15 protein-coding genes are annotated in these 14,201 nt (G+C 70.1%); 4 read left to right on the top strand and 11 right to left on the bottom strand.

Going from position 1 to position 14,201, the window contains the following annotated elements:
* Positions 1 to 16: 16 nt before the first annotated feature.
* The 3 genes from M1L36_RS01720 to M1L36_RS01710 all read right to left on the bottom strand — a co-directional run bounded on the left by M1L36_RS01720 (position 17) and on the right by M1L36_RS01710 (position 3,143).
* Entirely contained in the window at positions 17 to 994 is a 978-nt protein-coding gene (locus M1L36_RS01720) for an NAD-dependent epimerase/dehydratase family protein (protein WP_250871984.1), read from the bottom strand.
* A 111-nt stretch (positions 995 to 1,105) separates the two neighbouring features.
* A complete protein-coding gene (locus M1L36_RS01715) occupies positions 1,106 to 2,098 on the bottom strand; it encodes an NAD-dependent epimerase/dehydratase family protein (RefSeq protein WP_250871983.1) in 993 nt (330 codons plus the stop codon).
* A gap of 88 nt (positions 2,099 to 2,186) precedes the next feature.
* Entirely contained in the window at positions 2,187 to 3,143 is a 957-nt protein-coding gene (locus M1L36_RS01710; protein WP_250871982.1) for a nucleotidyltransferase family protein, read from the bottom strand.
* A gap of 120 nt (positions 3,144 to 3,263) precedes the next feature.
* Between M1L36_RS01710 and M1L36_RS01705 the strand changes: the two genes are divergently transcribed.
* Positions 3,264 to 3,554, top strand: a complete 291-nt coding sequence (locus M1L36_RS01705) for a transcriptional regulator (protein ID WP_250871981.1) — start codon at positions 3,264 to 3,266, stop codon at positions 3,552 to 3,554.
* A gap of 53 nt (positions 3,555 to 3,607) precedes the next feature.
* Here the strand turns inward: M1L36_RS01705 and M1L36_RS01700 are convergent, their stop codons facing one another.
* The 3 genes from M1L36_RS01700 to M1L36_RS01690 form a co-directional block, all read right to left on the bottom strand.
* A complete protein-coding gene (locus tag M1L36_RS01700; RefSeq protein ID WP_250871980.1) occupies positions 3,608 to 4,282 on the bottom strand; it encodes an SOUL family heme-binding protein in 675 nt (224 codons plus the stop codon).
* A gap of 90 nt (positions 4,283 to 4,372) precedes the next feature.
* Positions 4,373 to 4,795, bottom strand: coding sequence for a Rieske (2Fe-2S) protein (locus tag M1L36_RS01695; RefSeq protein WP_250871979.1), 423 nt, complete (start codon positions 4,793 to 4,795; stop codon positions 4,373 to 4,375).
* A 96-nt stretch (positions 4,796 to 4,891) separates the two neighbouring features.
* Positions 4,892 to 5,224 (bottom strand): hypothetical protein, encoded by a 333-nt coding sequence (locus tag M1L36_RS01690; protein WP_250871978.1) that lies wholly within the window; start codon positions 5,222 to 5,224, stop codon positions 4,892 to 4,894.
* Here M1L36_RS01690 and M1L36_RS01685 point away from each other — a divergent pair.
* Positions 5,223 to 6,302, top strand: a complete 1,080-nt coding sequence (locus M1L36_RS01685) for a saccharopine dehydrogenase family protein (protein ID WP_250871977.1) — start codon at positions 5,223 to 5,225, stop codon at positions 6,300 to 6,302. The genes M1L36_RS01690 and M1L36_RS01685 overlap by 2 nt on opposite strands.
* Before the next feature lie 25 nt (positions 6,303 to 6,327).
* Here M1L36_RS01685 and M1L36_RS01680 read toward each other — a convergent pair whose 3' ends face one another.
* The 5 genes from M1L36_RS01680 to M1L36_RS01660 all read right to left on the bottom strand — a co-directional run bounded on the left by M1L36_RS01680 (position 6,328) and on the right by M1L36_RS01660 (position 11,169).
* Positions 6,328 to 7,209, bottom strand: a complete 882-nt coding sequence (locus M1L36_RS01680; RefSeq protein ID WP_250871976.1) for an aminotransferase class IV — start codon at positions 7,207 to 7,209, stop codon at positions 6,328 to 6,330.
* Between the two features lie 56 nt (positions 7,210 to 7,265).
* The gene (locus tag M1L36_RS01675; protein ID WP_250871975.1) at positions 7,266 to 7,904 is read right to left on the bottom strand and encodes an anthranilate synthase component II; all 639 of its coding nucleotides are present in this window, start codon (positions 7,902 to 7,904) and stop codon (positions 7,266 to 7,268) included.
* Positions 7,901 to 9,406 carry an anthranilate synthase component I family protein gene (locus M1L36_RS01670; protein WP_250871974.1) on the bottom strand — a complete coding sequence of 502 codons (1,506 nt, stop codon included), beginning with the start codon at positions 9,404 to 9,406 and terminating at the stop codon, positions 7,901 to 7,903. Before M1L36_RS01670 ends, M1L36_RS01675 begins: the two co-directional genes overlap by 4 nt.
* 87 nt (positions 9,407 to 9,493) lie before the next feature.
* The gene (locus M1L36_RS01665) at positions 9,494 to 10,333 is read right to left on the bottom strand and encodes a helix-hairpin-helix domain-containing protein (protein WP_250871973.1); all 840 of its coding nucleotides are present in this window, start codon (positions 10,331 to 10,333) and stop codon (positions 9,494 to 9,496) included.
* 26 nt (positions 10,334 to 10,359) lie between these two features.
* Positions 10,360 to 11,169 carry a shikimate dehydrogenase gene (locus tag M1L36_RS01660; RefSeq protein ID WP_250871972.1) on the bottom strand — a complete coding sequence of 270 codons (810 nt, stop codon included), beginning with the start codon at positions 11,167 to 11,169 and terminating at the stop codon, positions 10,360 to 10,362.
* Between the two features lie 93 nt (positions 11,170 to 11,262).
* Between M1L36_RS01660 and M1L36_RS01655 the strand changes: the two genes are divergently transcribed.
* On the top strand, positions 11,263 to 12,696 hold the full coding sequence (locus M1L36_RS01655) for a calcium:cation antiporter family protein (protein ID WP_250871971.1): 1,434 nt from the start codon (positions 11,263 to 11,265) through the stop codon (positions 12,694 to 12,696).
* Positions 12,697 to 12,774: 78 nt separating this feature from the next.
* Positions 12,775 to 14,181 carry a D-aminoacyl-tRNA deacylase gene (locus M1L36_RS01650; protein ID WP_250871970.1) on the top strand — a complete coding sequence of 469 codons (1,407 nt, stop codon included), beginning with the start codon at positions 12,775 to 12,777 and terminating at the stop codon, positions 14,179 to 14,181.
* Positions 14,182 to 14,201: the final 20 nt, after the last annotated feature.

Here is a 14,201-nt window from a genome sequence, read left to right as displayed (position 1 = left end):
AGACTCTTGCCCGACCTCAGAACGTCTCCAGCACGCCGAGCATCCGTTCTTCGGTCTCGCGGTCGGGGCCGTTCTCCCGGCCCTCGCCGTCGGGGTGGGCGGCGACCGTCTCGGCGACGGACTCGGCGACGGGCGTCGCCTCCCAGCCCAGCGCTTCGAGTTTCTCGGTCGCGAGGACGTGGGGGTAGTCGCGGTACAGCGCGAAGTCGTCGGCGGCGAGGTCGACGGCGTCGAGTTCCCGGTCGCCCACCCGGACCTGCTCGACGTCGCGGCCGAGTTCCGCGGCGACGGCGTCGACCCACTCGGTGAGCAGCGGGAGCGTGTGGGTCCCGACGTTGTACGCCTCGCCCGCCTCGCCTTCCTCGGCGATGACGCGCATGGCGCTGGCGACGTCCTTCACGTAGACGAGGTGGCGCAACTCGGAGTACGGGACGAGCAGTCGCGCTTCGGTCTTCACCCGGTCGATCCAGTAGTCGAACCGCCGGGTGTAGTCGTGCGGGCCGTAGACGATGGGTGGGCGGATCGACATCGCTTGCACGCCGCGGTCGCCGGCCGCGAACACCGCCCGGTCGCCCTCGGCCTTCCGGGGGCCGTACGTCTCCGCGGAGTCGTCGGTCGCCTGCTCGGGCGTGCAGTCACACAGCGGCGTGTCGTCCTCGCGTTTCGGCGCTTCCTCGACGCCGTAGGCCGCCCCAGAGGAGATGTAGACGTAGGCGTCGCAGTCGCCGAAAATCTGGGTCGCGGCGCGCACGTCTTTGGGCTGGTAGGCCACGCAGTCGATTACGACGTCCGGGTCGACCTCCAGTTTCGCGCGTTCGAGCGCCGAGTCGGTCGTCCGGTCGCCTTCGACGTGCGAGACGCGCTCGTCGTCGGCGAACGGGTTCTCGTGGTTCCCGCGGTTGAAGATGGTGACCTCGTAGCCGTGGTCGAGGAACTCCGCGACGGTGTGGCGGCCGATGAAGCGCGTGCCGCCGACGACGAGTGCCGTGTCCATGTGTGGCGGTGTGTCGCGCGGGCCAAGGGTGTAGCGATACCGGACGACGGAGCAGGGAGCGGTGAACGAGAGACGGTGAGCGGGGACATCGCTACCGACCGCGTGCTCGCGTCACTCGGTCAGCGCGTCGACGACCCGTGCCTCGCGTTCGCGACCGGGGTCGTACTCCTCGCCCGTGAGGTCGTGTTCGCGGTGGGACTGGACCGTCTCGCGGACGGCGACTTCCGGGGGCGTCGAGTCCCAGCCCAGCGCGTGGAGTTTCTCGGTCGAGACGAGCGCGGGCGAGGGGGTGTAGAGGACGAACTCCTCGGGCGAGAGGTCGCCGCGTGCGAGGTCGTGTTCGCTGGCGTGGACCAGTTCGACGTCGGTGTCGAGTGCGTCCGCCGCGAGGGTCAGCGAGCGGTCGAGCGTCACCGCGTCGCGGTCGGCGACGTTGTACGCCTCGCCCGGTTCGCCGCGCTCGGCGACCAGACGCAGGGCGTGGGCCACGTCCGCGACGTACGCGCGGTGGAGCAGGCTCCCGCCGTCACCGGGGACCAGCACGCGCTCGTACTCCGCGACGCGGTTCACCCAGTAGGCGTAGCGTTCGGTGTAGTCGTGGGGACCGTAGACGAGCATCGGGCGGACGGACATGGCGTAGACGCCCTCCTCGGCGGCCTCGAACACCGCGCGGTCGCCCTCGGCCTTCCGGGGGCCGTACGTCTCCATCGACTCGTCCTCGGCCTGCTCGTCGGTGCAGTCGTGGAGCGGCGTCTCGCCCTCGCGCATCGGGACGTCCTCGGCGTTCTGGTCGTACGCGCTGCCACTGGAGACGAACACGTACGAGTCACAGTCGGCGAACACGTCGGTGGCCGTCCGGACCTGTCGCGGGAAGTACGCACACGTGTCGACGACGACGTCCGGGTCGGCGCGGTCACGGGCACGTTCGAGCGCCTCACGGTCGTTGCGGTCACCCTGGACGTTCGAGACGCGGTCGGTGTCGGCGAACGGGTCGTCGCTCTCGCCGCGGGTGAGCGTCGTCACGTCGTAGTCGTTGGCGAGGAACTGCGCGACGGTGTGGCGACCGATGAAGCGCGTCCCGCCGACGACGAGTGCTGACGGCATGTCCGGAGCGTCGCGGCAGGAGGGGAAAAGTGTGTGAGTCGTGGCCCGGAGGGTGAGGGCGGTGGGGCGTCGGCGAGTCGCTCTCGCGTCAGCTCAGTCGCGAGTACGACCCGACCAGCGAGTGGGTGAGCGTCTTGCCGTGGACCTCGGCGTGCTCGTCGACGATGGAGTCGACGATGTCGGAGTCCTCGATGGTCGCCTCCGAGAAGACGACGCTGTCGGAGACGGAGACGCCCGAGAGCGTCGCGCCGGGCATGACGTGGACGTTCTGGCCGAGGTCGCAGTCCTCGACGGTCGCGTCGGCCGCGACGACGGTCTCGCCGCCGAGCGCCCACGCTACCGCTTCGAGGTAGGCGTCGGGCGTGCCGATGTCGAACCACGGCTCCTCGAAGGAGAAGGCGTGGACCCCCTCCTCGGCCTGGAGCCACTGGATGTACCAGCCGGGTTCGTCGGGGTTGTTGTCACCCGACAGGTACTCGCGGAACCGCACCGATTCGGCGGGGAAGGCGTAGCAGGCGATGGAGACGAGCGTGCTCTTGGGGTTCTCGGGTTTCTCCTGGAAGTCGACGACGCGGTCGCCCTCCAGCGCGACCAACCCGTAGTTCGTGGCTTTCTCCAGCGACCCGACGTCGTAGGCGGCGATGGTCGGCGCACCCTTCTCCTCGTAGAAGTCGAGGAAGTCGCCCATCTCGAACCCCATGAGGTTGTCACCGGCGACGACCAGGAGGTCCTCGTCGACCCCCTCGCGCTCGACGAGTTGGGCGAGCGCACCGACGACGCCGAACTTCTCGGTCTCGACGTTCGTGTCCTCGATGGAGAGCGAGGCCTTCTCGTAGGGGTGGGCCTCGAGGTGGGCCTCGAACGCGGGAGCGAAGCGCTCGTTGGTCGAGATGTAGACGTGGTCGATCCGGTCGTCGGTCTCGAGTTCCGAGAGGATACGGTCGATGACGGTGGTGTCACCGACCGGGAGGAGCATCTTGGGGCGGTGGCGCGTGATTGGCCAGAGGCGGGTGGCGTACCCACCCGCGAGAACGACCGCGTGCATGTGTTGCGCGTCTGTTGCTGCCGTGATAGGCGTTGCGCCTTCTATCCGACCCGACGACAGGTCGGCTCGTGTGGCCGTCGCCCGAACACGTATGTCGGCTGGCGTGGTACGGCTTCACGTATGCGCGCCGAGGAGGAGACGACGCGCCAGCGTATCGCCGACCGCCTCCGTGACGACCCCGCTCCCGCCGGCACCCTCGCCCGCGAGTTCGGCGTTCGGACGGCGACCGTGTTCTCGCACGTCGAACACATCTCGAAGTCACTCGACCCGAGCGACGAGCAACTGCTGGCGGCCCCGCCGGAGTGTCGCGACTGTGGGTTCACCGACTTCGACGACCTCGTCAACCGACCCTCGCGCTGTCCGGACTGCAAGAGCGAGAACGTCGAGGAACCGGTGTTCACCATCGAGTGAGGGCGACGCGGCCACCCCGATAGCCCAGTTCCGGACCGACCGGCGGGTCCGGTTCAGCCGGGGACGTCGACGGCGACGGCTACCTCGTTCTGTCTGAGGAACGGCGGCGTCAGCGGCGGGTCGTACCGGAACAACACCGGGGCGCCCGTCTGTTCGAGACCCGTGCCGTCGAGCGCCGACAGCAACGCCGCCTCCTGGCTCTCCGTCCGGTCGTCGGTCGCCCACCACGAGAACGGGCGGACCGCGAGCGTCCGTGGCGGGTCGGCGCGGACCGTCACCTCCGCGTTCGTCGGTCGTGGCGCGCGCTCGACGGTGTAGCCCTCGGGGAGCGTGATGCCGACCGTCACCCGGTCGTCGGCCGTCGTCGAGCGAACCGGAACCGTCGACGCGACGGCCTCGCCACCGACGCGGATGGGTGCCAGGACGCGCCCCTCGCGCTCTCTGACGCCCACGTGCGTGCTGACGGGCGTCGCCATCGGAACGTCCGCTCGCGGTTCGTTGGCACCCGAGCGGTACCGCTCCAGTCGAGCGTACGCCTCGTCCTCGGTGGGGGCCGTCGTCTCGACGACGACCGACGCCGGGTACGCTCGAATCTCCACCCCGTCGACCGTCTCGACGGTCGTGTACGGAACGACCGCGACCGACCGCCGCGCGTAGGCCCCCCACCCGACCCACGCGGCGACGAGGCCGACCGTAGCCACGACTGCCAGTCCTGTCCTCTGACCCATGCCACGGGTACGCACGGAGGGACGATAAACGGGCCGAAGGAGCCGTCAAACCGGTGAATTGTCCCGAAGAGAGTATCGTCCCGGTGGCGCTCAGAAGCCGATGCGACCGCCCGACGAGAGGTCGTGGTCCCCCGACGGCCCGAGACCGTCGAACTCGTAGTCCGCTTCGGTGAGGTACACCGCGTCGTCGTGGACCGTCACCGCGACGTCCTCCAGGTACGCACCCTCGCAGGGACCGTGGGTGCACAGCCCCGACCCCTTCTCGAAGGTGGCGGCGTGGCGCTGACAGAGCACCTCCCCCTCCCGGACCGCCGCGCCAGACCCCTTGTCGAGGCGCACGTCCGTCCAGTGCTGACAGTAGTTCTTCCAGGCGTGGATGGCGTCGTCGCCGGACTCACCGCCGAGGCGCACGAGGATGGCCTCCTCGCGGTCGAACCCGTCGCGGAGAGTGAACAGGAGCGTCCCGTCGGTGGGCACCTCCGAGACGGCGGCGATACGTCGGTCCTCGTCCATGCCTCGACCTCGCGGGGCCGCCGCTCAAGGGTTCTGGTTTCGAAGCGGAGGTCGGCCGGGACCCTGTTCGGTCGGTCGACGCGGTCCGTCCCCGCTTCAGTCGGACGCGTCCTCGTCGGCCGGGCCGTCCTCGACCGGGACGACGGGACCGGAGAGCATCCGGACGACGGTGACGGCGGTGAGGCCGAACGCGACGACGCCCAGTGACAACCCGAGCAGGCGGAACCCGTCGGTCGCGTTCCAGAACAGGACCCCGAACAGCGTCAGTTGGACGGCGAGCAACAGCGTCCGGCAGTCGCGTGCGATACGGTGGAGGGAGTCCATGTCGGGGCGTTCGTGACCGGACGGAAGTACGTTCCGACGACCGTCGCGGGCGACGACTGCCGCGAGCGGTTCGCCTTTCCGGCGGCCGCGAGTACGACGGCTCATGGCGACGCTACTCGTCTACGGCTCGTACGGCTACACCGGCGACCTCGTTACTGACCGGGCGAGCGAGCACCTCGACGACCACGACGTGATTCTGGGCGGGCGTTCGCCCTCGAAACTCGAAGCGCAGGCCGACGACCACGACCTCCCCTCGCGGGCGTTCACGCTCGACCACCAGCGCGTCGTGGAGCGTCACCTCGCGGACGTGGACGTCGTGCTCAACTGCGCGGGACCGTTCTCACGGACCGCCGACCCGCTGGTCGACGCCTGCGTCGCGACCGACACCGACTACCTCGACATCACGGGCGAAATCGGCGTGTTCGAGGCGCTGGCGGCCCGCGACGCCGAGGCCGAGGAAGCGGGCATCGCCGTCCTGCCGGGCGTGGGCTTCGACGTGGTGCCGACGGACTGTCTGGCCGCCCACCTCGCGGAGTCGCTCCCCGACGCGACGGAGCTCTCGCTGGGGTTCCAGGCGTTCGGGTCGTTCTCCCGAGGGACGATGCGGACCGCCGTCGAGTCCATCGGCGAGGGCGGTGCGGTGCGTCGCGACGGCCGCGTCACGGCCGTCTCGTCGGTCCACGACACTCGCCGCGTCGACTTCGGAGAGGGCGAGACGCTCGCGGTGACGGTGCCCTGGGGCGACGTGGCGACCGCGTACCACTCGACGGGCGTCCCGAACGTCCAGGTGTACACCGCGGTCCCCGAGCGGGCCGTGCAGGCGCTCGAAGCGACCGACCGACTCGCGCCGCTCCTCGACCGCGAGTGGGTCCAGCGGACGCTGTCGGCGGTCGTCGACCGCACCGTCGTCGGCCCCGACGCGGACGAACGCGAGGAGGGGATGGCGCTGGTCTGGGGCGAGATTTCGGATGGGGAGGAGACGTACGAGGCACGCCTCCGGACGCCAGAGACCTACACGCTGACGGCGATGACCGCTGTCGAGGCCGCCCGACGCACGCTCGACGGCGAGACCACGACGGGCTACCAGACGCCCTCGTCGGCGTTCGGGGCCGACTTCGTCACCGAGTTCGACGGCGTCGAGCGTGAGGACGCCCACCCGGTCGGCGCGACCGACGAGGAGTGACCCGGCAGCGCCACGAACGCCACACTCAGTCGTAACAGCGTGACTCGACCAGGTCGTCGTAGAGACGCTGGAGCAGGCGCGTGACCGGTCCTGCCTCCGTCGCGATACCGTCGATGGACTCGACGGGCCGAATCTCCCACGTCGCGTTCGTCAGGAACGCCTCGTCGGCCCCGCGCACGTCGTCGGGAGTGTACCGGCCCGTCTCGACGGGGAACGACTCGTCGGCCGCGAGGTCGAGGACGGTCCGTCGCGTGATACCGGGCAAGAGCGACCCCTCGGCGGGCGTCTTCAGCGTCCCGTCGTCGACGAAGAAGCAGTTCGAAGTCGCACCTTCGGCGACGTAGCCCTCGGCGTCTCGCAGGAGCGCCTCGTCGGGGCGGTACCGTTCGCTCGACGCCCGTCGGAGTTCGAGACGGGCGAGGATACTGTTGAGGTAGTTGTGGGTCTTCGCCTCGGGCGGCAGGACGTTCGCGGGCGGCTTGCGGGTCGTGACCGACTGGACGACCGCCGGGCCGTCCCAGACGCGCTCGCCACCGTTGGCGGGCCGTCCGCCGCGTGGAAGCGCTTTGACCACGACGACGACCGTCGGGTCGACCTCTTCGCGGGGAGTCAGTTTTCCCGGTTGGACGCCCCGCGAGACCGTGACCCGGACGTACGCGTCGGCCAGGTCGTTGGCGTCGAGCGTCTCCGCGACGCGCAGCGCGAGGTCGTCGGGCACCGCGTCGGGCATCCCGAGGGTCTCGCAGGTGCGCTCGATGCGCTCGCGGTGGGCGTCCCACGCGAACACCTCGCCGCCGTAGGCCCGACACGTCTCGAATGCGGCGTCGCCGTAGCGCCACCCGCGGTCCTCGACGGAGACGGTCGCCCGTTCGCGGGGGACCAGTTCGCCGTCGACGTGGTACTGCATACCCGGCGGTTCTCGGGGACGGGACTTGGCCGTACCGCGTTCGCCTCCGCGCCTCCTCACAGCACGTGGTCCACGGCGGGCGCGCCCGCCGCGTCGGCGTCGGGCCACTCGCCGCGGAGCGCGCGGGCACAGAAGTTCCACACCATCCGACGACCGCCGTCGGTGAGGATGCTCTCGGGGTGGAACTGGACGCCGACGTGGGGATGATCGCGGTGGCGGGCGGCCATCAGCGTCCCGTCTGCGGTCCGGGCGGTCGCCTCCAGGTCGTCCGTCAGGTCGCCGGTCGCACACAGCGAGTGGTACCGGCCGACCTCGAGTTCGTCGGGGAGGCCCGCGAACACCCCCTGTCCGTCGTGGGTCACGGTCGAGGGCTTTCCGTGGACCACCTCGGGGGCGTAGCCCACCGGGACGCCGTTGGCGACACAGAGCGCCTGGTGGCCGAGACAGACCCCGAGCGCGGGGGACGGGAGGTCGAACACGTCGACGGAGACGCCCGCGTCCTCGGGCGTGCCGGGACCGGGCGAGACGACGACACCGTCGGGGGCCAACTCGCGGATGGCGGCGGCGTCGAGCGCGTCGTTGCGCCGGACGACCACGTCCTCGTACGGGTCGGCGTCGAGCGAGAGCAGCGCCTCCCCGACGAACTGGACGAGGTTGTACGCGAACGAGTCGTAGTTGTCGACGACGAGGATCATCGCGACTCACCCTCCACGTGCAGGTCCCGGTCGTCCATCGCGGCGTCGAGCGCCTTGACGAGCGCCCGGCCCTTCGCGAGCGTCTCGTCGTACTCGGCTTCGGGGTCGGAGTCGTGGACGATGCCCGCGCCGACCCGGAGGCGGTACTCCTCGTCGGGACGGGCGAGCGTCCGGATGACGATGTTGAGCGTCGCGCGGTCGTCGAAGCCGAAGATACCTATCGAGCCGGTGTAGGGGCCGCGGCGGGTCGGTTCGACCTCGTCGATGAGCTCCATCGTCCGGGGTTTCGGCGCGCCGGTGATGGTGCCGCCGGGGAACACCGCGGCGACGGCGTCGGCGAGCGTGCGGTCCTCGCGCAGGCGACCCTCGACGAGCGAGACGAGGTGCATCACCTCGCTGTAGCGGTCGACGCGGCGGTACTCGCTCACCTCGACGCTGCCGAACTGGCTCACCTTCCCGAGGTCGTTGCGTTCGAGGTCGACGAGCATCGCGTGTTCGGCACGTTCTTTCTCGTCGCCGAGCAGTTCGGCTTCGAGGGTGGCGTCCTCGTCGGGGGTCTCGCCGCGCGGCCGGGTCCCGGCGATGGGTTCGGTGAGCAGGCGGGTCGCCGTCCCGTCCAGGTCGGGTTCGGCGTGGAGCAGGAGTTCGGGACTCGCGCTCACGAGGTCCGTCGACGGGAACTCTACGAGCGCGGAGTACGGCGCGGGGTTCACCGCCCGCAACGCGGCGTACGCGTCGACGGGATGGACGGCCGCCGGCGCACGCAACCGCTGGGAGACGTTCGTCTGGAACGTCTCCCCGTCCCGGATGGCGCGCTTGATGAACCGGACGCGGTCGGCGAACGCCTCGCGCGTGCAGTCGCTCTCGAACTCCGCCTCGTGGGCGTCGACCGGCGGGGCACCGACGCTCGGGTCGCCGTCGACCATCGCCGTAGCGAGGTCAGTGGCCCGGTCGAGGCCGTGGTCGTAGGCCGCGTCGACGGTGGTCGGGTCGGCGTCTGTGACGACCGGACACGCGGTGACTCGAACCTCGCACGCTCCGTCGTGGGGTTCACGCCACGTCGCGACTCGGTCGAACTCGCCCACTTCGAGGTGCGGGTACGGCGTGTCCCGTTCGGCGTGTTCCGGCAGGCGCTCCAGTTCGCGGGCGACGTCGTACGAGAGCCACCCGAGGACGCCACAGGGGTAGGGGACGTCGCAGTCGCCGCGGGCGAGCGTCGTCTCGTTGAGGAGGGCTTCGAGCGTGGGCAGTGCCCCGCCGTCGGGGTCGACCGTCGTCACCGAGACCGGGTCGGTCGCGAGGTAGCCCCAGCCCTCGGCCCCGCCGGTCGTCTCCAGGAAGGCGCTCGGCGACCCGTCGCGCGCCCGGCGGTAGGCGTCGAACGGGTCGACGTGGACCCGGACCTCGACGGGTACGCGAACCCGGTCGTCCGCGGACGCGCCGTCGAGGGCGTCGCTCGCGACGGCGGCGAACTCGTCTCGGTCCGTGACAACCGTCGGCATTGGTTGGGAGAGAAGCGGTTTCGCTATCGGCGTTTCGGTCCACCGCGTCGGACGGTGGCGGTCGAGACGACCGTCGACCGGGCCGTGTCAGCGGTTCTTCGCACGTCCGACCCAGCGTTCGAGTCGCTTCTCGGAGATGCCGGTCGCCTCGGAGAGCGACTCGGGGTCGGCGTCGGCCAGGTCCGAGATGCTCTCGACGCCCGCCTCGGCGAGGGTCTCGGCGTACGCCGGGCCGATGCCCTTGATGTCGTCGACGCCGTCGGCCGTCTCGATGTCCTCGGTCGCGTCCGGCGTCGGACCGGCCGCCTCGGCGGGTTCGGCCGCACTGTCGGGCGAGTCGGGGTCGGCCGACCCGACCGCCTCGCCCGGTTCGATGCCCGCGTCCTGGTCGACGAGTTCGCCGCTCGCCTCGGCGTCGGGTTCGTCGGCGACCTCCTCGGCCGCGTCCTCGGTGTCGTCGGCCGTGTCGTCGGACTCCGTCTCGTCGTCGGTCGCGTCGTCCGTCTCCGGCGGTTCCGTCTCGGCCTCGTCGATGAGCGACTCGGCGTCCTCGTCGGTCTCGTCGGCATCGACCGCGTCGTCGGTCTCGTCGGTCTCGTCGGTCTCGTCGGCGTCGACGTCGCTCGGCTGTTCGGACTGGGAGTCGGGCCCGGCGGCCTCTGCTGGCTCCGTGGCCGCCTCTACGGACTCCTCGGGCGGTTCGTCGGTCACCGACCCGGTCGAGGCCGTCGCGTCCGTCTCGGCCGCCGCGGCCTCGTCGGTCTCGTCGGTGGTCTCGTCGTCCGTCGGTTCGTCGGTTCGCTCGGTCGCTGCCGTCTCGCTGTCGCGTTCGCGCTCGACGTGCACCCCGCGGCCGGAGCCCGACGACTCCTCGTCGGTCGACGACCCCATCCCGAGTAACGACTTGATTCTGTCGAGGATGCTCATGTTGGTTAGTAGTTTCCCCGGACCACTTAAAGCCGTACCCGTAGCGCCCGCGCCATCGTCTCCACTGGTGCGGGTTCGCCGGTCCAGCGCTCGAACGCTTCGACGCCCTGGTACAGTAACATCCACCCCCCGTCGACCGTCGTCGCGCCGGCGGCGGCCGCCTCACGGAGCAGACGGGTCTCTAACGGGGCGTAGACGGCGTCCATGACGACCAGGTCGGAGTGGAGGGTGGGTTCGGGGACCGGCGTCTCGTCGGTCTCCATCCCGACGCTCGTACAGTTGACGAGCAGCGACGCGTCGGCGAGACAGCCGTCGAGCGCGTCGAGACCGTGGGCGCTCGCCTCGAACCCTCCTTCACGGAGGTCCGCCGCGAGCGACTCGGCGCGGTCGACGGTCCGGTTTACGACCCGAACCGAGATATCCTCATCGGCGAGACCGAACGCGACCGCACGGCCCGCCCCGCCCGCGCCGACGACGACGGCCGTCCCCTCCAGCGCGACGTCGTGGTGTCGGAGCGCTCGAACCGCGCCGACCGCGTCGGTGTTGGCACCCGTCGGTGGCGTCGTCGAGAAGTCGACGGTGTTGACCGCGCCGATGCGGGCGGCCAGTGGGTCCGGTTCGACGTGGTCGAGGACGGCCTGTTTGAACGGGATGGTGACGTTCAGACCCGCGACGCCGAGGGCGGCCGCGCCGTCGAGCGCCCGCCCGAGGTTCTCGGGGGCTGGTTCGAACGTGACGTACCGCGCGTCGAGGTCCAGTTCCTCGTAAGCGGCCTCGTGCATCGGCGGCGACAGCGAGTGTCCCACCGGGTTGCCGAGGAGACCGAAGACGTCCATACCCACACGTTAGCGGGTGGTACGTTAACAACGGCGACTCCGGATACGACTGGAACAAAAGAGATAGGTGCGCGCCTCGCGCCAGATTCGGTAATGCTCGACCGGTTACGCCACCCACTGAGCGCGGTCGCCTTCGCGTTCCTCCTGACCGCTCCGTGGGTCGCGACACGGCTGTACGTCCTCACGACACCCAGTCTCGACTCGCCCGAAGCGCTGCTCACGACGGGACAGGTCGTCGCCGTCAGCGGCCTGGCCGTGCTCGGTGCGTCGTTCCTCCTCGCGTGGGGTGCAGAGACCGCCGAGAAGGACGTCCCCCGGGCGTTCGCCATCGCCGTCCTCGCCATCCTTGCGGTCGCCCCGGAGTACGCCGTCGACGCGCTGTACGCCTGGAACGCGGGTGCGAACGCCGGCACGGCCGAGGGCGCACGGAACGCCAACCTCGCGGTCGCGAACATGACGGGCGCGAACCGCATCCTCATCGGTGTCGGCTGGTCGGCGATCGCGCTGTTCACCATCTACAAGGCCCGCACGACGAACGACCCGGCCGTCGAGAAGCGCAGCGGGTTCCTCAAGGACGTCGTCACCCTCGACCGCGGCATCGCGACCGAGATCGCGTTCCTCCTCGCGGCGACGGCGTTCGCGTTCCTCGTTCCGCTCAGCCTCGGCACGTTCAACGGCGGCGGCGCGGCCGGCGGTATCGGCATCGTCGACACCATCGTCCTCGTCGGTCTCTACCTCGTTTACATCGCCATCATCATCCGCGGCGACGTCGAGCACGAAGAGCAGGTCGGCGTCCCCGGCTACCTCCAGTCGTGGTCGAAGGGGCCACGCATCGCCTCCGTGCTGTTCCTGTTCGTCTACTCGGGGCTGATGATATTCGTCTCCGTCGAACACTTCGCCCACGGGCTCGAGCTACTCGGGCAGGACTACGGTATCCCCGAGTTCTTCATGATCCAGTGGATCGCGCCACTGGCGTCCGAAGCGCCCGAACTCATCGTCGTCGCCTACCTCGTCAACAAGGCGCGCTCGACCGCGGGGTTCAACGCGCTCATCTCCTCGAAGCTCAACCAGTGGACGCTGCTCATCGGGACCATCGCGGTCGTCTACTCCATCGCGGCCGGTGAGATAGCGACGCTCCCGTTCGACCAGAAGCAGGTCGCCGAGATATGGATCACCGCGGCACAGAGCTTCTTCGCCATCGCCATCCTGACGAACTTCGAGATATCGCTGCGCGAGGCGGCGGGGCTGTTCGCACTGTTCATCTCGCAGGTGCTCATCGAGTTCGCCATCATCCTCTCGTTCCCCGAGACGGGGTCGGGCACGTTCACCGCCTTCGGCCTGACGCTCCCGAACTCCGCGGAGGCGTTGAGCATCTACGTGCTGTACGCCTACACCGTCCTCTACCTCGTCATCGGCGGCTACCTGTTCGCCACTCGGTGGAACGAGGTGCGCGCGCTGTTCGGCCGGACCGTGACGACCGCCCGCGAGGCGTTCGGCGGGGGCACCCAACCCGAGTCCGCCGACTGACCCGACGTCGACGGCCCATCCCGTCACCACCCCGCGCCGTCTCGACACCGTTTTTCACCCGACCATCGTAGCCGGAGCGTGCTCGGAATCGTCGTCAGTCGTGCCGACAGCGCCTCCGAACGTATCGGCACACAGCTACTCGACCTGGCCGACTGGGAGGAACGCGCCGACGAGACGCGGCCCGACGCCGAAGGGGGCGGCACCGTCTACCGCCTCCCCGACGCCGAACTGCGAGTGTTCGACGACCTCCACATCTACCTCGAGGCACCGGACACCGCCTTCGACGCCGAGGTGGACTGCCTCGCGGTCGTCTCCCGACACGCCGGGGACACCGGGCCGCTGCTCACCGCGCATCCGACGGGCAACGTCGGGGTCGCGGAGTACGGTGGGGAAGCGGGGCAGTTCGCGCGGGCCGCCCCCGGCGCACAGAAGGCCGCCCGCGACGCGCTCGACCGGTACGCCCCCGAGGGCTACGACGTGGGGATGGAGTGTACCCACCACGGACCGACCGACGTCGAGACGCCCTCCCTGTTCGTCGAGTTGGGCAGCGACGAGGAACAGTGGGCCGACGACGAGGCCGCCCGCGCCGTCGCCCGCGCGACCCTCGACCTCCGGGGGGTGGACCCGACGCCCGAACGGACGCTCGTCGGCTTCGGTGGCGGTCACTACGTCCCCCGGTTCGAACGGGTCGTCCGCGAGACCGACTGGGCGGTCGGTCACGTCGCCGCCGACTGGGGTCTCGACGACCTACCCGAAGCGCCCGACGCCCACCGCGACGTGTTCCGTCGCGCGTTCGAGCGGTCGGGGGCGACCCGCGCGCTGGTCGACGGCGAGCGACCGTTCCTGCGCGAGCAGTTGGCAGCCCTCGGCTACGAGGTCGTGAGCGAGACGTGGGCCAGAGAGACGACGGGCGTCCCGTTGGACCTGGTCGAGCGCCTCGAACGCGACGTGACGAGCGTCGAGGACGGCCTCCGGTTCGGGGCGCTGGCACGCGAGGACGGTCGAGCGTGGGGCGACACGGACCTCGCTATCCGCTCGCTCCCGGACGAACTGCTCGCGGAGGCCACCGGCATCGACCGCGAGCGGACGCTGGAACTGGTCCGCGAGCGGAGCGTCGCCGTCGGCACCGACGAGGGTGGGACCCGTCTCGCCGGCCCGGTCGTCGTCCCGGCAGGTGACGCGAGCGAGGAGCGCGAGCGCATCGAGGGGGCCGTCGACGCGCTGGTCGCGGTGCTCGAATCGAAGTTCGACGCCGTCGAGCGCGAGGACGGTCGGGTCGTCGTCACCGACCGTGCGTTCGACCCGGCGCTGGCCCGCGAACGCGGCGTCGAGGAGGGACCGGCGTTCGGTCGGCTCTCGAACGGCCAGGACGTGTCCGTCGACGGTACAGTTATCTCCGCGGCCGATGTCCACCGGGAACGGAGACGGTCGTTCTCGGTCGACTCGCCGTCTGACGAGCGTCAGACATCGGCGAAAGATAGTTAGTCTAACTCTGTAACATTCCG

Source organism: Halomarina rubra, assembly GCF_023699475.1.
Classification (GTDB): Archaea; Halobacteriota; Halobacteria; order Halobacteriales; family Haloarculaceae; genus Halomarina; species Halomarina rubra.
The sequence above is the reverse complement of the archived record's forward strand: the minus strand, read 5'-3'. Positions and strand labels throughout refer to the sequence as shown.

What these genes read in the sequence shown, in the direction of transcription:
- M1L36_RS01680 (WP_250871976.1), bottom strand. Translation starts at nt 7,209, where the DNA reads ATGCAGTACCACGTCGACGGCGAACTGGTCCCCCGCGAACGGGCGACC.
- M1L36_RS01700 (WP_250871980.1), bottom strand. Translation starts at nt 4,282, where the DNA reads ATGGGTCAGAGGACAGGACTGGCAGTCGTGGCTACGGTCGGCCTCGTC.
- M1L36_RS01670 (WP_250871974.1), bottom strand. Translation starts at nt 9,406, where the DNA reads ATGCCGACGGTTGTCACGGACCGAGACGAGTTCGCCGCCGTCGCGAGC.
- M1L36_RS01720 (WP_250871984.1), bottom strand. Translation starts at nt 994, where the DNA reads ATGGACACGGCACTCGTCGTCGGCGGCACGCGCTTCATCGGCCGCCAC.
- M1L36_RS01655 (WP_250871971.1), top strand. Translation starts at nt 11,263, where the DNA reads ATGCTCGACCGGTTACGCCACCCACTGAGCGCGGTCGCCTTCGCGTTC.
- M1L36_RS01705 (WP_250871981.1), top strand. Translation starts at nt 3,264, where the DNA reads ATGCGCGCCGAGGAGGAGACGACGCGCCAGCGTATCGCCGACCGCCTC.
- M1L36_RS01665 (WP_250871973.1), bottom strand. Translation starts at nt 10,333, where the DNA reads ATGAGCATCCTCGACAGAATCAAGTCGTTACTCGGGATGGGGTCGTCG.
- M1L36_RS01685 (WP_250871977.1), top strand. Translation starts at nt 5,223, where the DNA reads ATGGCGACGCTACTCGTCTACGGCTCGTACGGCTACACCGGCGACCTC.
- M1L36_RS01710 (WP_250871982.1), bottom strand. Translation starts at nt 3,143, where the DNA reads ATGCACGCGGTCGTTCTCGCGGGTGGGTACGCCACCCGCCTCTGGCCA.
- M1L36_RS01690 (WP_250871978.1), bottom strand. Translation starts at nt 5,224, where the DNA reads ATGAGCCGTCGTACTCGCGGCCGCCGGAAAGGCGAACCGCTCGCGGCA.
- M1L36_RS01715 (WP_250871983.1), bottom strand. Translation starts at nt 2,098, where the DNA reads ATGCCGTCAGCACTCGTCGTCGGCGGGACGCGCTTCATCGGTCGCCAC.
- M1L36_RS01660 (WP_250871972.1), bottom strand. Translation starts at nt 11,169, where the DNA reads ATGGACGTCTTCGGTCTCCTCGGCAACCCGGTGGGACACTCGCTGTCG.
- M1L36_RS01695 (WP_250871979.1), bottom strand. Translation starts at nt 4,795, where the DNA reads ATGGACGAGGACCGACGTATCGCCGCCGTCTCGGAGGTGCCCACCGAC.
- M1L36_RS01675 (WP_250871975.1), bottom strand. Translation starts at nt 7,904, where the DNA reads ATGATCCTCGTCGTCGACAACTACGACTCGTTCGCGTACAACCTCGTC.